Source organism: Wolbachia endosymbiont (group A) of Chalcis sispes, assembly GCF_964026765.1.
GTDB lineage: Bacteria > Pseudomonadota > Alphaproteobacteria > Rickettsiales > Anaplasmataceae > Wolbachia > Wolbachia pipientis.
The window spans coordinates 765,588-787,370 of the sequence record NZ_OZ034697.1 but is presented as its reverse complement, the minus strand read 5'-3'; the positions used below and the strand labels follow the sequence as shown (position 1 = coordinate 787,370).

Genomic DNA, 21,783 nt, shown 5'->3' with positions numbered 1-21,783 from the left:
GGCACTTTATTTCTTCTGCAGACTTAGCTTATGTAAATAGCAATAAGAGGGGCAGTAAAAATGAAACTGTCCATACGGTCGAGCACTCCCCCATGGCCAGGTATCATATTTCCACTATCTTTAACACCGTAAGCTCTTTTAACAAGCGACTCAGTGAAATCGCCAAGTTGCGCTAGAATAGCAATTGCAAGGCCAATGATTGGAGAATAAAAAATTGAAAATAGACCAAAAAATATTGATCCAAAAATTGTACACACTACTCCAGCTAAAATCGCACCAAGAAGTCCTGTCCAAGTTTTTCCAGGGCTAAGAATTGGGCAAATTTTAGCTCCACCAAAATTCTTGCCAAATAGGTAGGCAGTAACGTCAATTCCCCAAATGGTTAAGACGAACCATACTAATGCGTATTTTCCCTGTGGTAGATTATATAAATATATTAATGAGGCGCTTGGTAGTGCAATCAATAATAATGCAAAAACGTATAAAATTTTATTTCCTTGGGTTAGATTATACCATTCAAAAGAAGATAAAACTGCTATTGAAAAAATCAATAGGTAAAACGATAAATCACTAAAATATGTAGCAAAGGAAAATATGAATAATATTACTATTGAGGACAACATTCTAATTATAAAATTATTATCTACCATATTTTTTCTCTCTTTTTGTATAATCTTCTAATGCTTTACTCAAATCTTGACAAGAAAAATCAGGCCATAAAGTATCACAAAAATACAATTCAGCATAAGCTGCTTGCCATAATAAAAAGTTGCTTAACCTTTTTTCGCCGCCAGTGCGAATTAATAAATCCAATTTTGGCAAATCTTTAGTATACAGAAATTTTTCAAATTCCTCTTCTGATACATAAGCAATATTTTCTTTTATAATATTGCTTATAGCTTGTGTAATTTCTTGCTTTGCTCCGTAACTGACTGCCACAGTGAGTAATAAACCATCGTTCTTATGTGTCATTTCTTCTGCTTTTTTTATTTGATCCAATATTTTACTGGATAACAGACTTAAATTGCCAATAAAATTCAACTTAATGTTACAGTTGCAAATGAAATTGATTTTATCTTCATTAGTTAAGACAGAGTAAAATAAATCAAATAGACAGTCAGTTTCGTTTTTGGGTCTAAGCCAATTTTCCATAGAGAATGCATACAAAGTTAAGTAGGGTATGGTTAAGTCCGTACAATACTTGGCAATATCGTATGCAACTTCACTGCCCTTTCTGTAACCATCAATTTTTACCCTTCCTTGATTGTTTGCCCATCTACCATTACCATCCATAATAATTGCTAAATGTTTCGGTAAAGATTCTTGATTCAACATTTAAATTTAACCTAATTTTGACTTGAGTGAAATTTTTTGGATTTCAATGGACACCTGGAAGGTGTCAGCTACTTGCATGACAGGAAGAGAGTTACTGTAGTGACACCAATAGTTGATACTTGAATGCAAAATTGGTGTCATCCCAGTGCTCCGACACTGGGATCCAGGAAATTTGATTTCAAACAAGTGCATCAGATAGTTGTATAGTAAAGACTGGATTCCAGTGTCAAGCACTGGAATGACATCATTTGCTATGTAAGCTTTCTCCATATCATTTAGTGATTCAGTATATCCTTTTCTTTGATGGACAATTCACCATCAATTTTTTTTATATTATTATCAGTAATATTTTGTATTTCCTTTTTAGCACCATGAAAATCATCTTCTGAGATTTCTTTATTTTCCTTCATTTTTTCTGTTTCTTCCATAATATCTCTACGTATATTTCTAATGGCAATCCGTGCATTTTCAGCAAACTGATGCAATAATTTCACTAATTTTTCACGGGTTTCTTGTGTTAAGTCCGGAAGAGCTATACGTATGGTATTGCCCTCAACAACAGGATTTAAATTCAAGTTGGCATTTAATATAGCATTTTTCACTTCACCGACAACATTAATATCCCAAATTTTAATTGATAGAGTTTTGTTATCTATAACCGAAACACCTGCAACCTGATTTAACTTTTGATGTCCACCATAGATATTTACAACCATACCATCAAGCAACGATGCGCTAGCTCTACCAGTGCGTACGCCTTTAATATCATCATGAAAGGACTGAATAGTTTTTAGCATTCTTTCTTTTGTTTTAGCTTTTATTTCATTTAACATAAATTACCTAATGTTTACAATCTGAAACTATAGTATAAGTACCTTGACCCTTAATAATATTGACTATTTTTTCTCCCTTCAAAGAAAAAACTATAATTGGAATAGAATTCTCACGAGCAAGTGAAATTGCTGATGCATCCATAACTTTTAAATCACGAGTCAATAAATCCGTGTAAGAAAGCCTATCATACATTACAGCATCCTCATTTTTTTTCGGATCAGCGGAGTATACACCATTTACTTGTGTACCCTTTAGAATAACATCACAATTCATTTCAACAGCACGTAAGGCTGCAGCTGTATCTGTAGTAAAAAATGGGTTGCCTGTGCCTGCTGCAAAAATTACCACTCTACCTTTTTCTAAATGACGAATAGCTTTCCTTCTTATGTAAGGTTCACATACAGTGGCCATGGGTATTGCAGATAATACCCTAGAAGCTATTAAATTTTTTTCTAAAAAGTTTTGTAAAATTAAAGCATTGATTATAGTTGCAAGCATTCCAATATAATCACTACTTGCTCTTTCACAGCCACTTAAAGACGCAGATGTGCCACGAAAGATATTACCACCACCAACAACAATACATACCTGAACTCCAAGCCTGTTAATATCAGCTATATCTTTGCACAATTGGCTTATTATTCCCATATCATAGCCAAAAGACTGTGACCCCATTAAAGCTTCACCAGAAATTTTAAATAACACTCTGGAATATTTTATTTCGCTTTTTTCATTTATTGAGGGAAACATTTTTTACCATTTAGTTTGCACCACCCAAAACAAGTAACTTGTAATTAGAGAGTTTAACAGCACTCACCTCGCTTGATTTTATAAAATCAGAAACCTTTATTTTATCATCTTTTATGAACTTTTGTTCCAGTAAAACAACTTCTTCATAGTACTTAGCCATTCGTCCATCTACTATTTTTTTTGCTACTTCTTCAGGTTTATTTAAGCTCCTTACTTGTTCTTCAATTATAGAACGTTCATTTTTCAACTTCATTTGATCTAAATCATCTATAGACAAAGCTTCAGGCTTCATAGCAACTATGTGCATCGCTATTTGTTTTCCAATTTCCTGTAACTTTGCCTTATCACCGGGTGATTGCAATGCAATTAAAGCACCAATCTTACCTAAGCCACACACATCACCATGTACGTAGCCAGCAATAACTCCATCCTTAGCTTCTAAGTAATAAAGCTTGCTTAACTCTAGCTTCTCACCAAGAACTGACGTACCATTCATAATAGCTTCCTGCACTGTGCCAATGCTTTCATACTTGGCATTTTTTAACTCATCAACGCTAGTACAGCGTTCTTGATGAGCAATTGATGCTAAATTTAAAACTAACTCTATAAATTTCTCATTCCTTGCGACAAAATCGGTTTCGCAATTGAGTTCAATCAATACACCACAATTTTCAGTCAAACACATAGCAACGAGCCCATCTGAAGCTACTCTATCAGATTTTTTGTCAGCTTTAGCAAGACCTATTGTACGTAACTTATCAACGGCTTTCTTAATGTCACCATCACATTCTTCTAATGCTTTTTTACAGTCACTTAAGCCAAGCCCTGTTCTATCACGTAATTCTCTTATATCATCTGGATTCATCTTCATTTGTTACTACCTCCCTTTCTTCTTCTTTGTAAACTTTACTACGTCTCCTTTTAGTTTGCACAATACCATCTTCTTTTTCTTGAATAAACTCATCACCCCTTATATCATCAATCTTAACTCCAGATTTTGCTAGACTAGACTCTATTCCAGCTAATATAGAGTCGGTAGCTAATTTACAATAGAGCTCTATTGATTTTCTTGAGTCATCATTTCCAGGTATTAGATAAGTAATACCATCTGGATCAGAATTAGTATCAAGTATTGCAACTATTGGAATTCCTAACTTCTTAGCCTCCTTAACCGCTATATGCTCTTTATTAGTATCAATGATGAATAAGATATCAGGAATTGCTCCCATTTCTCTAATACCGCCAAGCGCCTTATCAAGCTTTTGCTTTTTCTTTTCAATGTTTCCCAATTCTTTCTTTGTTAAAATGCTATCCTCGTCATTTAATATTTTCTCATATTGCATCAAGGTTTTTATCGAAGAAGAAACAGTGCCCCAATTAGTAAGCATACCACCAAGCCAACGATGATTCACATAATATTGACCACAACGAATCGCTTCACTTGCAATAATATCAAAAGCTTGAAACTTTGTACCAACAAATAGAATGCGACCACCTTGAAATGCAACGTCATATAAAGCCTTCATGGCCACCTGTAGCAATGGTAGTGTTTTTCGCAAATCAATTATATGTATACGATTTTCTTGATGCACTCCATATATGTATGGAGCCATTTTTGCGTTCCAGCGACTAATTTTGTGACCAAAATGTACACCAGATTCAGCTAAATCACGCACAGTGACTTTAGGCAAATTTGTCATATATCATTCCTCCAAATAGTTTATCTTCCATGGCATAACCCTAATGGGACTACTTGTACAAGCCATGTGTGAAATTAAATTATTTACATAGTAATAGAAAAGACAGCAAAGCGCAAACAAAAAATATTGACAAAGGGCAACATGTTTATTAGCTTTAAAGTTGAAGCCCGAAAACGCTAAAAAGAAATTAGGGGGGTGTAGCTCAGTTGGTTAGAGCGCATGCCTGTCACGCATGAGGTCGTGAGTTCAAGTCTCATCACTCCCGCCATATTAGTTTTAGCATAACTTAGAATTCGCAGTATTATTGCCGGTATTGAGAAACGCCTTCACCAAACTTGACATGGCATGGTATTGTAATTAATACTTAAATAGGTTTGTTTTTATCATTAACAATTAGGATTAAATATGCTCATTTCTGAAGTTTTTGCAGCAGATGCAACTAGCAATACATCAAGTATCGGCGCATCTTTTGCTAGTTTTACTCCATTGATTTTAATATTTGTGGTATTTTATTTTCTCATTATTCGCCCGCAACAAAAAAAACTAAAAGAACATAGAAAGATGATAGATCAAATAAAACGTGGTGATACAGTCATTACTTCTGGTGGAATAATAGGTGAAGTTAATAAAGTTGATGAGGCAAATGCACAATTTATAATAGAAATAGCACCAAAAGTTGAGATAAAAGTTCTAAAGTCCGCTATATCTGAGGTTTTAAGCAAAGAAACTCAAAAAGTAGCAGCTAAACCAATTAAAAAGGTAAAATCGAAAGAATGATAAAAAGAATATAAATCAACCAGTAATAAAGGCAAAAATGCTTAACATGTTTAGAAAAAAGTTTGTTTGGTGATCCATTTGTGTGCGGAATATTTGGTGTAGTAAGTAGCGGTGATTCAGTAATACCAACTTTACTAACTGGGTTGCAAAAATTGGAATATAGGGGATATGACTCTTCAGGTATAGCAATCATAAACAACGAAGGTAAGATAGAAGTCAAAAAATCAGAAGGTAAAGTCAAAAGGTTATGTGAAGTTGTTGATGACAGCAAGATGTCTCACAGTACAGTTGGTATAGCACATACTCGCTGGGCTACACATGGAGTTCCAGGCCTTAAAAATGCTCATCCCATTCGTACAAATAATGTTGTTGTTGCTCATAACGGCATAATTGAGAATTACAATCTGCTAAAAAAGGGCCTAGAAGAAAGGGGCATGTCATTCCATACTGACACTGACACAGAGATCATACCAAACATGCTAACCTTATATCTTGATGAAGGATTGTCGCCAGTTGATTCTCTATTTAAGTGTTTAAACAACCTACACGGCTCATTTGCCTTGGTCTTATTATTTGCAGAATATCCAGACGCCTTATTTGTTGCGAAGAGAAATTTGCCTTTAGCAATAGGCTATAACTGTAACACAGTGTTTGCTGCATCTGACTCTAATGCTTTAAGTGCATTTGTGGAAAAAATATCGCATTTGGAAGATGATGACATTGCAGTGATAAAATCTAGTGGAGTTAGTATATACAACAATGGTACACAAGTTAAACGCAGTATAGAAAATAGTAGTCCAAGTGATTTTCTAATTAGCAAAAATGGTTACCCTAGCTTCATGTTAAAAGAGATTTTTGAGCAACCTTGTGCATTAAACAAAACAATAAACCAATTTTACAAGCAATATAAAGAGGTCAACAAAAAATTATTCTCTGAACTGAATCACATTACTATAGTTGGATGCGGGTCATCTTATTTTGCTGGGCTAATAGCAAAGTATTGGCTGGAAAATGTCGCTCAAGTTCGAGTATATCTAGAAATCTCATCAGAATTTAGGTATAGCAACGTCAAGCTGGAAGAAGGCAGCATTGGGTTATTTATCTCTCAATCTGGCGAAACTGCAGATACCATAGAAGCGCTGCGTTATGCGAAATCACAGAAGCAAACAATCATAAGTATAACTAATACATTTAGCAGCAGCATTGAAAAGATCTCAGATATTGTGTTACATACTCTTGCTGGGCCAGAAATTGGTGTTGCTTCAACAAAAACCTTTTCTGCGCAACTTGCAACTTTAGCATGCTTTGCCGTGGAGCTTGGAAAAATAAAAGGTATACTGGGTGGAGAGAGAATAAAACAGCTAAGCAGTGCTATCAATTCTATTCCCGAGTATGTTGAGCACGTTTTGAATGTGATGAAAATACAACATATATCGGGCAGTATATTAGAACACAATAACGTTATTTTAATCGGCAGAGGAAGTTCATACGGAGTTGCAATGGAAGGCGCATTGAAAATAAAAGAGCTTTCATATATCAATACAACTGGTATTGCAGCGGGAGAAATGAAGCATGGTTCTATTGCTTTAATAGACTCTACTGTGCTTGTTATAGCAATTATCCCTTATGATGATTTATTCTTTAAAACGCTATCTAATATACAAGAGATTATTGCAAGAAAAGGCAAAGTAATTGCCTTCAGTGATAAACAAGGAGCGCCATTCCTAAGGGGAGTTTGCGCAGATGTGGTGCAACTTCCAGACACTGATAATTTTATCTCTCCAATCATCTACAGTGTTGCTATGCAATTCCTTGCTTACTTTACTGCAGCAAAAAAAGGGTTAGATGCAGATTGTCCAAGAAATTTAGCTAAGTCTGTCACGGTTGAGTAGTCCATTTAAAGTTAAAGCTAAACTTCTAATAAGGTAACCAGACTGCATTCTGTGATTTTTAGCAAAACACGATACACAATCGTCATTCCGCTACTAATTAGCGGAATCTATGCCGAGATACCGCGGCGGTATGACGGTTCGCGGTGGTATGACGGTTAAGTAATTCGTCATCCCGCTGCTTGTTAGCGGGATCTAGAGATACCGCGGCGGTATGACGGTTCGCGGCGGCATAGCTATAGCTATCTTCAAAAATATGGTTGAATAATTGTGTGTATAATTATTAATATTTTTAAGCACTTTGGCTATGGCTTTATCTAAGTTTCTCGACCCTAAGCTGGATTTAACCTTTAAAAGAATCTTTGGCACTGAAAAAAATAAGAATATTCTCATACATTTTTTGAATGATATTTTAGGGTTTACCGAGATAAATACTATACAAGAAGTGGAATTCCTCAGTACTATAATGGATCCTGAAATTGCCTCTGATAAGCAAAGTATAGTTGATGTTCTTTGCAGGGACTCTAGTGGGGCTAGGTATGTGATTGAAATGCAGCTCACTCGCGATAAAGGCTTCGAAAAACGAGCTCAACTATATGCTGCTAAGGCTTACTCAAGGCAAGCTGATAAATCTGGTAAGTACATTGATTTAAAGAAGGTTTTCTTTATTGCTATCTCTAATTGTAATTTATTTCCTGATAAGCTTGATTATATATCCAGCCACACTATAAGAGATGAGAAAACCAATGAACATGACTTAAAAGATTTTCAATTTGTATTTATTGAACTACCTAAATTTCCTAAGAATAAGGAAGAACAGCTAGAAAGCATAGTGGATCGTTGGTTATTTTTCTTCAAATATGCAGATGAAACTACGGAAGAAGACTTAAGGAAAATAGCAGAAAAAGCACCAATAATAAAGTTAGCCTACGATGAATTAGACAGGTTTAGCTGGAATGAAAAAGATTTAGTAGCTTATGAAGAAAGAATAATGGATCTACGGAAAGAAGAAGCCATTCTTGAATACAGACTTGACCTTGCTACTGAAAAAGGCATCCAAATTGGCGAAGAAAGAGGCATCAAAATCGGTAAAGAGGAAGGGAAAATTGAAGGAAAAATCGAAGGAAAAATCGAAGGAAAAATCGAAGTCGCAAAAGCAATGCTGGCTAACAATGTTGATGTCAACACTATTGTCAAATTTACTGGCCTTTCTATTAGTGAGATTGAAGAATTAAGTGTGAACGGTTACTAATTAAGAACTTTAATTATCAATCATAAATCACTGAATTTCGCTAGTAAATTTGTTGCCATTGTCCATATTGCACAATTGTATATAAGATATAGTATAACAATAGTGTCCGTTCAGCTAATACCAATTCCCACTGCACAATAAACGGATAGATAACAATGGAAAAAAAGCCATACTATTGCCTTTCTTTCTCACTCCACAATTAAATAACTCTACAATATCGCTTATTTGATTCACTAATAATGAGAATTGGTATAACTTTGCTATTTTTCTCTCTAGATTCTTGCAAAGTTCTACAAGATTAACCACATTACCTCACGGTTTCTCTATGATTATTTTTTTAGATTACTTGTTTACCTTATTTGCCGTTCTCCTGAACGAATATACATAAGCTATAAAAACTATCTAACAGCTACCCAAAACCCTTATTTCCCACTCAAGTTCAACATTAAATTTATCCTTCACTGCATCTTTTACTCTGTTGCCAAGGTTTTCCAAGTCAGATGCAGTTGCATTATCGTAATTGAGCAAGAAGTTACAATGTTTCTGAGAGATTCTAGCTCCACCAATATTCAGCCCTAGGCAGCCGGATTTATCAATTAACTCCCATGCTCGGTAGTTTTTTGGATTTTTGAATATGCACCCAGCAGTTTTTCCTCTTATTGGCTGGCTTTTATTTTTCCTCTCAATAACTTCCTTTAACCTTTGCAGTATAAGCTCATACTCTGAATTTACTCCTTTAAACTCAGCTTCAACAAAAATCCAATTTCCTTTTAGGCTATGTCCACGGTAAAAATACCCCATTTCTTCGCTGGAGAACTCATATAGGTTTCCATCCTCTAGATTCACTGCTTTTATGGATTGTACAACACTTGCGATGTCACTACCATACGCACCTGCATTCATTTCTATTCCGCCACCAACTGTTCCTGGAATTCCAACTAGAAACTCAAGTCCACTAATTTGTTGCTCTCCTGCAAAGTAAGCAAGGTTACTAAGTAACGCAGCACCGCCTGCAACAATAGAGTTGTTACCCTTACTTTTAATATATGCAAACTCCTTACCTAATTTTACTGTTATTCCTCGAATGCCGCTATCTCGCACTATTATGTTGGATGTTGCACCAATAACACTAACTGGCAACTCAGTGTTTTTAATCAAGCATGTTAAATCTTCAATATCACGTGGTTTAAATAATATATCAGCTCGTCCACCGACATTTAACCACGTTGCTTTAGACATTAAGATGTCATAACGATAGATTCCACGTACTTTAGGTAAGCTTATAAGCATTTTGATTTCAACTCTAATCCTGCATCCATACCCATTTTCTCCGCATCTTCTATAAATGAAGTGCGCTCAGTGAAGTATATATTTTTTCCACTTGCTAACATACAACGAAGGTGTAGCATATTTTCGCTCACATATTCAGCCAAAGCTGCAAGTGGTGTAAAACATGAACCATTCACTGTCTTCATAAAACTGCGCTCTGATTTCACTCCTATAAAAGACATATTATTATTAATTTTCTCTAAAAGATCGATAATTTTTACATCATTCCTTCTACATTGAATACAAATCGCTCCCTGTCCCACTGCACTTAACATAACTTTTGGTGGCAATACCTCTGTAATTAAGTGATGTTTTTCTAATCTTATGAGTCCTGCTTCAGCTAAAATTATTCCATCAAAACTTTGATTTTGCAATCTAGTTGTTACATTTCCACGTAGCGGTACTATATTTAAATCTGGTCTAAAATTTAGTAACTGAACTTTTCTTCTTATTGCAGAAGTGGCAATAGTAGCCTGTTGTGGCAAAGACTCAAGGCTATTGTGTTTATGAGAAATAAACGCATCGCATGGACTTAGCCTTTCTAAAACACAAGGAATTGTTAAACCCCCTGAGAAAAACGCAGGCACATCCTTTAGCGAGTGAACTGCCATGTCTATATTATTTTCGAGCAATTCAGTCTCAATTTCTTTAATGAATAATCCTTTGCCTCCTATTTCAGCAAGATTTGCGTTTGCATACTTATCTCCAGAAGTTTTTATCTTAACAATTTCAATAGATAAGTTAGGAAAAGAGTCCAGCAACTTTTGTTTTGCTTCCAAAGCCTGGGCAACTGCAAGCTTGCTTCCTCTGGTACCTATTTTGACTAGCATGTGTACGATTGTTTGTCTGATGTCATTCAAGTAGCTAACTACTTGGATCCAGTTTATATAAACCTTTGCATTTATTGTACTTTAACTTAAAACCAAAAGCAACTTTGACTTTACAAAATAATAACCTTTTATATGCATAAATAAGCTTACTGGATTCTAGTACTTGCATGACAAGGTATAAACCTTATCGTCATGCCGCCGCGGTATCTCTAGATCCCGCTAACACGTAGCGGTATGACGAATTATTTAACCGTCATACCGCGATTCATTCGCGGTATCTCTAGATCCCGCTAACAAGCAGCGGGATGACGGTTGTCGTTTAGCTATAAATATTAAAAAATTTACCAAGCGAAAAAAAAGGCAAAAGAAGCCCCGTGGTGGTTGGCTATTTACTATGTACTAAAATATCGGCGTTTTTTTTATTCTAAAACGCTTGATTAAGAGCGATTTAGCTGCTTTTAACTTGCAACTAACCTACATCGCAAGTGTTTAAGAAATTTACTAAGCAGGAAAAAAGGCAAAGAAACCCCGTAGTAGCTAGCATTCAAATTCTCCCTTGTCAATTTGACGTTTTTTGCTGTCTTAAACGCTTTGTAAGCGCGTTTCGGCTTATATAGGTAAAAACCTAAAAATTTTTAAAGACATGCGATGCACGTAGTGCGAAAAATTAAACATGAGACGCCAAATACCCTAAGTTTTTTGTCATTAACCTGCACAGATTGCGAAGATAAATAAATAGCTTCAGTACCATGATAGGGGGGCTGGCAAAGCTTGTCAAGGAATTTTTATGGCTGCGCTGGAATGACATTTGGGAGTTGTGGTCCACTTCTAAATGATAAGAGCCTCAATGAATTTATTAGTTTATTACATGTCTCTTTTCATGTATAAATCTATAGAAAGTTTTATACGGAAGTTGTTTTATGAGCAAAATTATAGAAATCAGAGCGCCAAAAACTCTTGGTGGTGAATCAGTTACGGAAGGTATAGTAAAAATAAAGAAAAATATTGGCGAGGCAGTAAAAGTAGATGACTTGATCTTTGAAATTGAAACTGACAAAACAGCGCTCGAATTAACCGCGGAAGCTTCAGGGCAAATAACTGAATTTCTTGTAAAAGAAGATGATGTAATAAGTCCTGATCAATTGTTAGCGAAGCTTTCCGTGGGAGAAGTAAAAGAGGAAGCAAAAAAAGAAGATAAAAGCGAAAGTTCTGCTAAAAAAGATGCTCCATCAGCTCGTAAAATTATGGAAGAAAATGCAATTAATGCAAAAAATGTCAAAGGAACTGGCATGGGAGACAGGATAACAAAAGCAGATGTGATAGGTCATATGAACAAAGCAGAACAACCTGCAATAAAACAATACGAATTGCCAAAAAGTGTAGTAAGTGGAGAGCAAAGAGAGGAACGAGTAAAAATGAGCAAAATAAGGCAAGTAATTGCCGCTCGTTTGAAAGCATCGCAAAATACTGCTGCAATACTGACCACGTTCAATGAAATTGACATGAAGAATGTCATGGATCTAAGAGCAAAATATAAGGACGCCTTTGAAAAAAAATATGGAATAAAACTTGGTTTTATGTCGTTTTTTATAAAGGCAGCGGTGCAAGCATTGAAAGAAATTGCTGAAATTAACGCTGAAATCTCAGGCGATGAAATCATATATAAACATTACTATGACATAGGTGTTGCTGTTGGCACTGACAAAGGCCTTGTTGTGCCGGTTATTCGGAGTGCCGATCAGATGTCATTTGCCGAAATTGAATTGACTTTAGTTGCTCTTGGCAAAAAAGCTCGTGAGGGTAAATTACAAGTATCAGAAATGGAAGGTGCAACATTTACCATCTCAAACGGTGGAGTATACGGTTCACTTCTTTCCACTCCGATAATAAATCCTCCGCAATCTGGAATACTTGGAATGCATTCAATACAAAACAGGCCAGTTGCTGTTGGTAATGCAGTAGAAATCAGACCTATGATGTACATTGCCCTCTCCTACGACCACAGAATAGTTGATGGCAAAGGAGCAGTGACTTTCCTCGTTAAAATAAAAAATTACATAGAAGATCCAAATAGATTGGTTTTGGAAGTGTAGCTCAAATGAGTTGTTATTAGTCTAGTATTGCTAAAAGCCTAAACTTTGCCTAGTTCTGCCGATGGTTTAGCAACTTCCGGGTGATCAGGACCGTAATGTTTCTCGAAAATAGGTAAAGCCCATTCAAGTAACTCCTTTTTTTTCTCATAATTACCTAAATCTCCATGAACGATACTTAGGTTTGCCAGCAGTTTAGCAACTTCCGGGTGACCAGGCCCATAATGTTTCTCAAAAATAGGTAAAGCCCGTAAAAGCAATTCCTTTCTTTTCTCGTAATTACCTAAATCCCTATAAGCGTTGCCAAGATTTGCCAGTGTTTTAGCAACTTGAAAATGATCAGAGCCGTAATATTTCTCTTGGATTGCTAAAGCCCGTTCTAGCAACTTTTTTGCTTTCCGAAGATTACCTAAATTCCCATAAACGTTGCCTAGGTTTGCTAGTACCATGGCAACTTGAAAATGATCAAAGCCATAGTGTTTCTCAAAAATGGGTAAAGCCTGTTCAAGCAACTCCTTTTTTCTTTTATGATTACCTAAAGCACCATAAGTGATACCTAGGTTTACAAATGTTTTAGCAAATTCGAAATGATCAGGGCCGTAATGTTTTTCTTGAATTACTAAAGCCCGTTCAAACAACTCTTTTGCTTTCTTATGATCACCTAAAGCACCATAAACGATACCTAGGTTTCCTAATGTTCTAACAACTTGAAAATGATCAGGGCTGTAATATTCCTTAAAGATAGGTAAAGCCCGTTCAAGCAATTCCTTTTGTCTTCTAGGATTACCTAAATCAGAGTATCCATCATCCATCCATATTAACAAATCCACAAGATAATCCTTCTCTATTGCTTGTTTTTCTAAAGATTCTGAAGGTTTTTCTTCTAGCCAATTGTCTATATGTGATAGAAATGCTTCTAAATGTGGTAATAATTGTCGTTTCTTAGCATAATCTTCTAATTTGTCACTGCCATAAGGAAAGCTTTCTTTCAGTAATTCAAAAGTCTTTTTCACAACTTTTTCTTTGCCTTGCTTTTCTAACTCTATTCTTGTTACTTGCTGTACTAACCTGTGGATATTGACTGAGCTTTGCTCTTCTCCTGAGTTGATCATTGAATATTGTTTAAGTAGTTGGATAGCATCACCTAACTTTTCTTCATTGCGTTCTACCCCTAAAAACATTTTTGCAGGAATGTTGTAAGGAGCAATATAGGCAATGATATCCAAGATTTCTTTGGCTTGCTGACCATACTCTGGGTTATCTTTGATTTTATCAATAGTAATTCTCCAGGTTATAAAAGTTGTCTTGGTGTAGCTATTGTCGCTGTCTTTAGGAAACTTAAAATCAAGTAATTTTTCTGCTTCCTCTTTGTATCTCTTTAAATAATCACTAATTTCAAACTTCAAGCCTACATTCTTTAATGCTATATCCCTTTCTTTTATGTATGCAACTGCCTGCTGCAAAGCTAAAGGAAAATGCTGTAATGTTTCTGCCAAATTCTTTATTTCATTTTCTTGTGACCCATCTTTTATACCTAATGCTTTTCTAATAAAGTCTATTGATTCTGGTTCAGTAAATGCACCCAATGTTAATGATTTTATATCTCCCCATTTCTGATTACGAGAGGTAATCAAAACACTAGGTTTATTATCATCAGATGATAAAAAGTGGGACGGTAAGAATTGACTAATACCAGCATCTTGACCTTCACTTCTATATTCTTCTGCATTATCGAAAACAAAGAGACTTTTTCTCTTGGCGAAAAAAGCGTATATGTCTCTTACAATAGATTCAATATCCCTATCTTCTGTAGGAATGCCTAAAGGATCTCTAGCTAACCTGAGAAAAGACTGCACCATGGTTTCATGGGTTTCAGCTTTTATCCATATAATATTGTTGTCATAATCTTTACTGTGTTCTTCAATATATTTTTTGGCCAGCTCAGTCTTACCTATTCCTCCCAACCCACTAATAGAAACCAGTTGCGATATTACTGTGGCTACACCTTGACTTTTTTGTATTAATTTGTGTAGTTCTCGTAATTCTTCTGTCCTTCCAGTGAACAATCCTACTGGATTTCTCACCTCAAATCGAAAGCCTCCTAAGATTTCTTCTTTCATCTTGCGAAAGAATTCTCTTCCGTCTTCATGTGTAAGAAAACGTCTCCCTTTTTCTTTCAACCAATCTAGCATTTTTTCTTGGAAGCGAGCGTAAACATTCTGTCTATCAATATCATTAAATTGCTCGCCTAGCTCACTTTTGATAATATCCGCTAGTTTTATTTCATTGGGCTGATTTACTGCAAATACTAACTTATCAAAAAATTCTTTTATATTGTCTTCCAACCTACCTTCATTCATCATTCGTCCAAATTCACGTTGCCACGTCTGATTTCTTTCCAATTTCCTTTTTGAGTTCTGATCTGGCTTGTTTTGGAGTTTTTTTATCTCCTCTTCTAATTCTTCCATCGCTTCTTCTACAGCACTTTCAAATGCTGGTTGCACTACTGAAATCATGTTATTGTGAATATAAGAGAACTTATATCTAGTGCCACCATCTTTAAAAAAGACATCACTAGTGTCGATTACTTCAACTAAAATTTCTATTTCCTCGTTTGGTCCTAAAGTTTTTACCCTCAACTTCTTCACTGTGTTTCGTGCTGTGCTTTGATCCAGATCAAAATCGATATTAGTACAGATAATAAAATCTTTCAGGTTACCATCTGCAAAATCTTGATTATTTTTGATCTTTAGGTAAGAAACAAAATACTTTGCTAATCCAAACTCACCACTTTTATCTTTTGTAAGTAAGTTCCCTACTCCAATTTTCTTGTTATCTTCATCTTGTGTGTGTTTAGCCTGCAAAAAACGGTATACTTTCTTACTACCTTGGGTACATTCAAATACTAAATCATCGAACTTTCTGGCCTCTTCTATTTCTGTACCTAAGCGAAAAGAGTGCTGATAGAGCACTCCTCGATGCAAAAATAGCATCAATACCTTTAGCTGGTAGATATTACCGTGCATAACTAGTTACCTCATACAGGCTGCTATAAATTTGTTTGATCTAGAATTAAAGATTACCAAACACCTAAAATAATGCAATAGAGTCTTTATGTGTTGATAGAAAGGCCTTCGAGGGTAGGAATTGCCTGGCAAACTCTTAATTCTTGATTTAAAAAAGACTTTCCAAAGACTCCCCAAATCTAATATGTAATTGCTGTAGGCTGCATTTAGTAATATAATCTCATATTAAATAAGACTTTACTTAAGTTTATGCTAGATTCTCCGCTAATTTTGACAGCCATTCTTATATTTTTCATTTTTACGTTGTCATTCTTTTTTATAAGAAAGATATTTGGGTCAACAAATAAGAAGATAATAAAATCCTTTAGGAAAATTGTTCAGCAAATAAATGCATTAGAAACAGAAATGCAGAGTTTATCTGATGAGGAGCTTGCTGGTAAAACTGAAGAATTCAAACAAGAATTGAAAAATGGGAAAACGTTAAATGATCTTCTCGTACCTGCATTTGCAGTTGTGCGTGAAGCCTCTCGAAGGTTTCTTAACATGAGGCACTTTGATGTTCAACTGATTGGTGGAATGGTGCTCCACAATGGTATGATATCAGAAATGAAAACAGGAGAGGGAAAGACACTCGTTGCAACTTTAGCAGCATATCTAAATTCCTTAGAAGGGAAAGGCGTACACGTCGTAACTGTTAATGACTACCTTGCAAAACGAGACACAGAGTGGATGAGCAAATTATATAATTCTCTTGGGGTTTCTGTTGCGTTTATTACGAATAACTTGACAGACGAAGAGAGGAAAGAGGCTTACAGTGCAGATATCGTGTATTCCACAAATAACGAGCTTGCCTTTGATTACCTGCGAGACAATATGAAATTTTCTCAAGAAGACATGGTTCAGAGAGGCTTTCACTACGGAATAGTTGATGAAGTGGACTCAATACTCATTGATGAAGCTCGCACTCCGCTTATTATTTCTGGCCCGGTTGAGGAAAACAATCAGATATATAAGCATATCAATAAAATAGTAACCAAATTAGTTGACTCCGATTATGAAGTAGATGAAAAAGGTAGAACGGTATTCTTGACTGAAGATGGTATTTCACGAGTGGAGGAACTACTAAGGTCATACAATCTCATTCCTGAAAATTCCTCGCTCTATGATACTGACAGCATGATAATGACTCATTATATAGACCAAGCATTACGTGCATATAAGCTGTTTACTGCTGATAAAGATTATATAGTAAAGGATGGCAAGGTAGTGATTATTGATGAATTTACTGGGCGTATGATGGAGGGCAGGAGATATTCCGATGGTCTTCATCAGGCACTTGAAGCGAAGGAGAATCTTGAAATTCAGCATGAAAACCAAACTTTAGCATCGGTCACATTTCAGAATTACTTTCGTATGTACAATAAACTTTCCGGAATGACGGGAACAGCAGCAACAGAGGCAGAAGAGTTTCGTGATATATACAGATTAAATGTAGTAAAAATTCCAACCAATGTACCTGTAAAAAGAGTTGATATTGATGATGAAATTTACGGTACAGAAAAGGAAAAATTTAATGCTGTGTTGAAGTTTATAGAAGAATGCCACAAGCGCCTTCAACCGGTACTTGTTGGCACGGTGAGCATCGAAAACTCTGAGAAGCTTTCTGCGCTTTTGCAAAGCCATTCTCTTAAGCATTCAGTATTGAATGCTCGTTATCATGAACAAGAGGCGTACATAATAGCGCAAGCTGGGGTGCCAGGTAGTATCACTATAGCAACTAACATGGCAGGGCGTGGAACTGATATTCAACTCGGTGGAAATGCTGAAATGATCGCAAAGGTAGAGCTAAAGAAGATAAAAAATGCTGATGAAAAAGAAAAAAAATACCAAGAAATAGTCAAAAGAGTAAAAAAAGATAAGGAAATTGCTATAAAAGCTGGTGGTTTATGTGTGGTTGGAACCGAAAGACATGAAAGCAGGAGAATAGATGATCAATTACGCGGCCGTTCTGGTCGTCAGGGGGATCCTGGACTTTCTAAGTTCTTTTTATCGCTCGAAGATGACCTAATGAGAATATTTGGCTCTGATAGAATGAGAAGCTTTTTACAAAAAGTAGGGTTAAAGAATAACGAAGCTATTCATCATCCATGGATCAATAAGGCACTCGAGAAAGCGCAAAAGAAAGTTGAAGCTAGAAACTATGACGTGCGGAAATCTCTACTTAAGTTTGATGACGTAATCAATAACCAACGTAAAGTTATTTTTAAGCAGAGAAACAATATCTTAGGCAACGAAATTAATGATATATTTGAAGTGTATAGCGAAGTAAATGAGAGCGTAGTAGAAGGTATAATCCAAAGTGGCTATTACGAAGATTATGTTGAAGATATAGCCAAAGAATTCCATACAAGGTATGGAATAACGCTTGATAAAGAAGACTTGGCAAAGTTTTTGAATAAACAAGAAGCTTTGAATTATATAAATGATAAGATACAAGAATTTTTTACTGAGAAAGAAAAATATTTCAACAGTCAGCACACTACAGATTTGTGGAATACGATCGTGAAGCAAATGATGATAATGACACTTGATCATTTATGGAGGGAACACCTTTCAGTTCTAGAGAGCCTAAGACAAAGCATAAGCTTACGTGCTATGGGGCAGAAAGATCCACTGAATGAATTTAAACGCGAAGCTTTCTTGATGTTTGAGTCAATGCTTGAAAAATGGAAGGAACTCACCATTCACCGCTTAGCACACTTTAAGTTGGCAGACAACCAAGAGATAGGCAATAGGTTACATTCTGCTAGAAATAGCAGACTTCCCAAAGTCTCAAGAAACGACAAATGTCCTTGCAACTCCGGAAAGAAATACAAACACTGCCATGGTGCGGTTACTGTGGTGAGCTAATAATTATGGTTATACAGTTTGTTTATTTCCATCAACATTACTGCATCTAACCTCACTTAGCTTACTGTTTAATGAGTGCTCTGATGACTTATACGCAGCCCCATAGGAAATTCCACCAACTATCAGTGCAGATGCTACAGTAATTCCAATTATTGCTAGTGCAGGTAATGCAGTAGCGTAAACGAGTGCTAATGGAGTAACAATGGCAGCTAATATACCCACAGCAACTCCTGCTGTTATAGCTTTAGATCTATGAATAAATGATGGATCTGCACCATCATTTAGTAGAAGTTTTGCTAGCTTTGGGTATCCACGCTGAACAGCGTAGTGTAAAGGAGTTCTTCCTCCTCGATCTTGTATATTAACATCTGCTTCTTTTTTTGACAAAATTTCTACTATTCGTATGTGTCCATGTTTAGCAGCAACATGTAAAGGAGCTTCTTTGCAATATCCATTTTTTATACCGGTTTTCGCTCCATTGTCTAATAGATTTTCTACTATTTGTATGTGCCCATGTTCAGCAGCAACATATAAAAGAGTCCTTTCATATTCTATAAAGAACCCTGTTAATTTTGTATCTTTAGCTATCATACGCAACATGATACCTGGTAAAAACAGGTGATCTATATCAAACTTGTTATCTTTCCACCCGTTGTATACGCGTGGGTCCTTTTCCTGCAGCTTATCCTTAATTTTATCAATTATATTATCTTTATTGAAGCCTTGATCATTAATTTCTTGTAATATTTCCTTTAGCATTTCTTCAAATTCTGATCCCACTATTTCCTACCAAGCTATAAAACTTTATTAAGGCATATGAAGTGGATTATGTCAATGAAGAACTAAGAAACTGGTTCTTCTTTTTTTCTATAGCTTTAGGTTTATCTACAATTTGAAAAACAACAAATTCGTCATTCCGCTACTCGTTAGCGCCGCGGCGGTATGATGTAGGGAAACCTTTCTTGGGTTAGCTATAAAGTTAAAATTCGACCAGGGCAGCCGCAATAAGGTAGCAAACGCCATCATGTCTTTAGGAGAGTTTGCTAATGAAGGCTCTTAAGTTGACGCCATTGCCTGAACGGATACGCCAATTTTTATGTTCATTTGTAACCGTCTATTATTTTACACCCCAGTCTTTTTCAAATATTGCTAGCCCTTGGTCAGTAAGTGGGTGATTAATTAATTGTCTAAGTACTTTTGCTGGCACAGTAATTGAATCAGCACCAAGCCTTGCAGCTTCTATTACATGCGCTGGGCTTCTCACTGATGCAACAAGAACTTTAGTATCAAAACCGTAATTAGAATATATAGTACATATATCTTCTATTAGCGATAAGCCATCATAGCTTATATCATCAAGGCGACCAACAAAGGGGGAAATAAAACAAGCACCGACCTTAGCGGCAAGCAGTGCTTGTCCAGGAGAAAAACATAATGTGATGTTAACAGGTATTTTATGCTCTGTCCATAACTTTTTACAAGAAATTAATCCTTCATGTATAAGAGGTAATTTGATCACAACATTATCAGCAATTTTTGCTAAATTCAGACCTTCTGTGATCATCTCTTCATGGCTATCTGCAACAACTTCAACACTAACAGGCCCTTTTATAATAGAGCATATTTCACGCACTAAATCCTCGTATTTATCTTTACGCCCGGACTTTGCTATTAAAGAAGGATTAGTTGTTATGCCGTCAATGAACTCCTTTAGTTCTTTAATTTCATTTAAATCAACGCTATCAAGAAAAATTTCCATATTAATCTCCTATAAAAAAAATACCCTTGCAAAATCTTGTCATCCTACCGCTTGACTTACAACCGTATGAACTTCCTGCGTTGTAAACATCAAACAGCCGATAACACAACTGTACAAATATTGAGACATAAGAGTAATTTGTACCAAGAAAAAAGATGTCATCCCAGTGCCCAGACCCCTTAGACAATGTACCATCTTTTGATTTTGTCCATTCTGGGCGGGGTTTTCAAGTTCTTTGATCTTAAATACTACATCTACTTTATCAAGATCAATGTTGACTTCTTTTACTAATGTTCTAATAAGACTACGTTTGGCTTGCCAATCTAGGTCCGATTTAACACTAGAATAAAAGCCCTTTATGCTATTTGTAATAAGATTCATTTTCTGCCGTATTCCCTTTTACCTTTTTCTTCTCTCCTTCAATCTCTTTTAAACGTTACTTCATTTTTTTTATTGCCTGCTTAAAGTCTTCCTTACTTATAGTTAGTGCATACTTTGTTGCCGTAAAAACTTCTGGTACCCAAACAATTGTAATAAGTATACACAATCTTTGTCAACTATTTTCGGCACTGGTATATTGACCTTACCCAGAAAAAGTGGAGAGAAAGAAAGGAGTTTTTTCGGGTAAAATAAAATTTTGGAGGATTAGAAATGGCAAGAGAATATACGGCAGAATTCAAATTGGAAGCTGTTAAACTGGCAAATGAACAAAGAAAGGCAGGTCAAACAATTACAAAAATAGCAAAGGATTTAGGAATAAAGGGTGGTTTATTAGGAAAATGGATAAAGAAACACAACGAAAAAAAGTCGGCAGCAGATGCATTTCCAGGTAGAGGTAACATGGCTCCTTACGACAAAGAGAGGTTTGATTTACAAAGCAAGAGTAACAAGGGAAAGAGACATTTAAAAAAAAGCCCTGGCCAGTCAAAAGGAGTAAAATATTTTTTTATATAGTAACTGCTATAAAGTACAGGAATTATGTAGGATTTTCTGCTAGTGGCTACTATAAGTGGACCACAAGAAAAATAAGCAGTAGAGAATCAGCAAATAAAGAGCTACTCGCAGCTATTCAAAAAATATATCAAGTTTCTAAATGTAGATATGGAGCTCCTAAAATTCATGCTGAATTGAAGGCTTTGGGTAAAAGTTGCAACTTAAAAACAGTGCAAAGTATTATGCAGAAAAATGGTATTCAGGCTATATTGAGAAGAAAATTTAAAATTAAGAAACAACAAACGGACAGTAGCTCCCAATATATTAGACCAAAACTTTATTGTCGATCAACCAAATAAAGTATGGGAT

21 protein-coding genes and 1 tRNA gene are annotated in these 21,783 nt (G+C 35.7%); 8 read left to right on the top strand and 14 right to left on the bottom strand.

Features of this window, described 5'->3' with window-relative positions; all coding sequences use genetic code 11:
• Positions 1–23: 23 nt before the first annotated feature.
• From AAGD72_RS03970 to rpsB, 7 genes are read right to left on the bottom strand one after another with little or no spacing between them, the layout of a single operon-like run.
• The gene (locus AAGD72_RS03970) at positions 24–650 is read right to left on the bottom strand and encodes a phosphatidate cytidylyltransferase (protein WP_015589049.1); all 627 of its coding nucleotides are present in this window, start codon (positions 648–650) and stop codon (positions 24–26) included.
• A complete protein-coding gene (uppS, locus tag AAGD72_RS03965) occupies positions 640–1,335 on the bottom strand; it encodes a polyprenyl diphosphate synthase (RefSeq protein ID WP_341814622.1) in 696 nt (231 codons plus the stop codon). The genes AAGD72_RS03970 and uppS overlap by 11 nt, the downstream gene beginning before the upstream one ends.
• A gap of 6 nt (positions 1,336–1,341) precedes the next feature.
• Positions 1,342–1,605 carry a hypothetical protein gene (locus tag AAGD72_RS03960; RefSeq protein ID WP_039964055.1) on the bottom strand — a complete coding sequence of 88 codons (264 nt, stop codon included), beginning with the start codon at positions 1,603–1,605 and terminating at the stop codon, positions 1,342–1,344.
• Positions 1,606–1,610: 5 nt separating this feature from the next.
• Entirely contained in the window at positions 1,611–2,168 is a 558-nt protein-coding gene (gene frr / locus AAGD72_RS03955) for a ribosome recycling factor (RefSeq protein WP_341814621.1), read from the bottom strand.
• Between the two features lie 7 nt (positions 2,169–2,175).
• Positions 2,176–2,919 carry a UMP kinase gene (gene pyrH / locus AAGD72_RS03950; RefSeq protein ID WP_007549204.1) on the bottom strand — a complete coding sequence of 248 codons (744 nt, stop codon included), beginning with the start codon at positions 2,917–2,919 and terminating at the stop codon, positions 2,176–2,178.
• A gap of 10 nt (positions 2,920–2,929) precedes the next feature.
• A complete protein-coding gene (gene tsf / locus AAGD72_RS03945) occupies positions 2,930–3,790 on the bottom strand; it encodes a translation elongation factor Ts (RefSeq protein WP_341814620.1) in 861 nt (286 codons plus the stop codon).
• Positions 3,771–4,619: a 30S ribosomal protein S2 gene (rpsB, locus tag AAGD72_RS03940; protein ID WP_010962661.1), complete on the bottom strand. Its 849-nt coding sequence runs from the start codon at positions 4,617–4,619 to the stop codon at positions 3,771–3,773. Before rpsB ends, tsf begins: the two co-directional genes overlap by 20 nt.
• Before the next feature lie 191 nt (positions 4,620–4,810).
• On the opposite strand from rpsB, the gene AAGD72_RS03935 reads away from it, so the two are divergent.
• From AAGD72_RS03935 to AAGD72_RS03920, 4 genes are all read left to right on the top strand, one after another.
• Positions 4,811–4,887 (top strand) — tRNA-Asp (locus AAGD72_RS03935).
• Positions 4,888–5,024: 137 nt separating this feature from the next.
• On the top strand, positions 5,025–5,396 hold the full coding sequence (gene yajC, locus AAGD72_RS03930; RefSeq protein ID WP_015589055.1) for a preprotein translocase subunit YajC: 372 nt from the start codon (positions 5,025–5,027) through the stop codon (positions 5,394–5,396).
• A gap of 80 nt (positions 5,397–5,476) precedes the next feature.
• A complete protein-coding gene (gene glmS / locus AAGD72_RS03925) occupies positions 5,477–7,288 on the top strand; it encodes a glutamine--fructose-6-phosphate transaminase (isomerizing) (protein WP_341815126.1) in 1,812 nt (603 codons plus the stop codon).
• Positions 7,289–7,592: 304 nt separating this feature from the next.
• Entirely contained in the window at positions 7,593–8,537 is a 945-nt protein-coding gene (locus AAGD72_RS03920) for an Rpn family recombination-promoting nuclease/putative transposase (protein WP_264339434.1), read from the top strand.
• 114 nt (positions 8,538–8,651) lie between these two features.
• On the opposite strand, the gene AAGD72_RS03915 is transcribed toward AAGD72_RS03920, so the two are convergent.
• The 3 genes from AAGD72_RS03915 to hemC all read right to left on the bottom strand — a co-directional run bounded on the left by AAGD72_RS03915 (position 8,652) and on the right by hemC (position 10,696).
• On the bottom strand, positions 8,652–8,843 hold the full coding sequence (locus tag AAGD72_RS03915) for a hypothetical protein (protein ID WP_070356842.1): 192 nt from the start codon (positions 8,841–8,843) through the stop codon (positions 8,652–8,654).
• A 96-nt stretch (positions 8,844–8,939) separates the two neighbouring features.
• Positions 8,940–9,827, bottom strand: a complete 888-nt coding sequence (gene murB, locus AAGD72_RS03910; RefSeq protein ID WP_341814619.1) for a UDP-N-acetylmuramate dehydrogenase — start codon at positions 9,825–9,827, stop codon at positions 8,940–8,942.
• Positions 9,818–10,696 (bottom strand): hydroxymethylbilane synthase, encoded by an 879-nt coding sequence (hemC, locus tag AAGD72_RS03905; RefSeq protein ID WP_341815125.1) that lies wholly within the window; start codon positions 10,694–10,696, stop codon positions 9,818–9,820. The genes murB and hemC overlap by 10 nt, the downstream gene beginning before the upstream one ends.
• A gap of 920 nt (positions 10,697–11,616) precedes the next feature.
• Between hemC and odhB the strand changes: the two genes are divergently transcribed.
• The gene (odhB, locus tag AAGD72_RS03900) at positions 11,617–12,789 is read left to right on the top strand and encodes a 2-oxoglutarate dehydrogenase complex dihydrolipoyllysine-residue succinyltransferase (RefSeq protein ID WP_341814618.1); all 1,173 of its coding nucleotides are present in this window, start codon (positions 11,617–11,619) and stop codon (positions 12,787–12,789) included.
• 38 nt (positions 12,790–12,827) lie between these two features.
• Here odhB and AAGD72_RS03895 read toward each other — a convergent pair whose 3' ends face one another.
• Positions 12,828–15,812 (bottom strand): tetratricopeptide repeat protein, encoded by a 2,985-nt coding sequence (locus AAGD72_RS03895; RefSeq protein ID WP_341814617.1) that lies wholly within the window; start codon positions 15,810–15,812, stop codon positions 12,828–12,830.
• 249 nt (positions 15,813–16,061) lie between these two features.
• On the opposite strand from AAGD72_RS03895, the gene secA reads away from it, so the two are divergent.
• Positions 16,062–18,722 (top strand): preprotein translocase subunit SecA, encoded by a 2,661-nt coding sequence (secA, locus tag AAGD72_RS03890; protein ID WP_341814616.1) that lies wholly within the window; start codon positions 16,062–16,064, stop codon positions 18,720–18,722.
• Between the two features lie 9 nt (positions 18,723–18,731).
• Here secA and AAGD72_RS03885 read toward each other — a convergent pair whose 3' ends face one another.
• From AAGD72_RS03885 to AAGD72_RS03875, 3 genes are all read right to left on the bottom strand, one after another.
• Positions 18,732–19,502: an ankyrin repeat domain-containing protein gene (locus AAGD72_RS03885; RefSeq protein ID WP_341814615.1), complete on the bottom strand. Its 771-nt coding sequence runs from the start codon at positions 19,500–19,502 to the stop codon at positions 18,732–18,734.
• 337 nt (positions 19,503–19,839) lie between these two features.
• Positions 19,840–20,481, bottom strand: a complete 642-nt coding sequence (fsa, locus tag AAGD72_RS03880; RefSeq protein WP_155968460.1) for a fructose-6-phosphate aldolase — start codon at positions 20,479–20,481, stop codon at positions 19,840–19,842.
• 39 nt (positions 20,482–20,520) lie between these two features.
• A complete protein-coding gene (locus tag AAGD72_RS03875) occupies positions 20,521–20,862 on the bottom strand; it encodes a hypothetical protein (RefSeq protein ID WP_041573517.1) in 342 nt (113 codons plus the stop codon).
• A 270-nt stretch (positions 20,863–21,132) separates the two neighbouring features.
• On the opposite strand from AAGD72_RS03875, the gene AAGD72_RS03870 reads away from it, so the two are divergent.
• Together AAGD72_RS03870 and AAGD72_RS06410 are read left to right on the top strand one after the other, a co-directional pair.
• Positions 21,133–21,435, top strand: a complete 303-nt coding sequence (locus AAGD72_RS03870) for a transposase (RefSeq protein WP_341814614.1) — start codon at positions 21,133–21,135, stop codon at positions 21,433–21,435.
• Positions 21,420–21,773, top strand: a complete 354-nt coding sequence (locus tag AAGD72_RS06410; RefSeq protein WP_080717636.1) for an IS3 family transposase — start codon at positions 21,420–21,422, stop codon at positions 21,771–21,773. Before AAGD72_RS03870 ends, AAGD72_RS06410 begins: the two co-directional genes overlap by 16 nt.
• The last annotated feature ends 10 nt before the right edge of the window (positions 21,774–21,783 follow it).

Bases quoted from the DNA above. Each gene is read 5' to 3' on its own strand.
- secA (WP_341814616.1), top strand. From the start codon at position 16,062: ATGCTAGATTCTCCGCTAATTTTGACAGCCATTCTTATATTTTTCATT.
- tsf (WP_341814620.1), bottom strand. From the start codon at position 3,790: ATGAAGATGAATCCAGATGATATAAGAGAATTACGTGATAGAACAGGG.
- murB (WP_341814619.1), bottom strand. From the start codon at position 9,827: ATGCTTATAAGCTTACCTAAAGTACGTGGAATCTATCGTTATGACATC.
- AAGD72_RS03875 (WP_041573517.1), bottom strand. From the start codon at position 20,862: ATGAATCTTATTACAAATAGCATAAAGGGCTTTTATTCTAGTGTTAAA.
- pyrH (WP_007549204.1), bottom strand. From the start codon at position 2,919: ATGTTTCCCTCAATAAATGAAAAAAGCGAAATAAAATATTCCAGAGTG.
- AAGD72_RS03960 (WP_039964055.1), bottom strand. From the start codon at position 1,605: ATGGAGAAAGCTTACATAGCAAATGATGTCATTCCAGTGCTTGACACT.
- AAGD72_RS03920 (WP_264339434.1), top strand. From the start codon at position 7,593: ATGGCTTTATCTAAGTTTCTCGACCCTAAGCTGGATTTAACCTTTAAA.
- hemC (WP_341815125.1), bottom strand. From the start codon at position 10,696: ATGCTAGTCAAAATAGGTACCAGAGGAAGCAAGCTTGCAGTTGCCCAG.
- AAGD72_RS03970 (WP_015589049.1), bottom strand. From the start codon at position 650: ATGGTAGATAATAATTTTATAATTAGAATGTTGTCCTCAATAGTAATA.
- rpsB (WP_010962661.1), bottom strand. From the start codon at position 4,619: ATGACAAATTTGCCTAAAGTCACTGTGCGTGATTTAGCTGAATCTGGT.
- uppS (WP_341814622.1), bottom strand. From the start codon at position 1,335: ATGTTGAATCAAGAATCTTTACCGAAACATTTAGCAATTATTATGGAT.
- fsa (WP_155968460.1), bottom strand. From the start codon at position 20,481: ATGGAAATTTTTCTTGATAGCGTTGATTTAAATGAAATTAAAGAACTA.
- frr (WP_341814621.1), bottom strand. From the start codon at position 2,168: ATGTTAAATGAAATAAAAGCTAAAACAAAAGAAAGAATGCTAAAAACT.
- AAGD72_RS03870 (WP_341814614.1), top strand. From the start codon at position 21,133: ATGGCAAGAGAATATACGGCAGAATTCAAATTGGAAGCTGTTAAACTG.
- odhB (WP_341814618.1), top strand. From the start codon at position 11,617: ATGAGCAAAATTATAGAAATCAGAGCGCCAAAAACTCTTGGTGGTGAA.
- AAGD72_RS03895 (WP_341814617.1), bottom strand. From the start codon at position 15,812: ATGCACGGTAATATCTACCAGCTAAAGGTATTGATGCTATTTTTGCAT.
- yajC (WP_015589055.1), top strand. From the start codon at position 5,025: ATGCTCATTTCTGAAGTTTTTGCAGCAGATGCAACTAGCAATACATCA.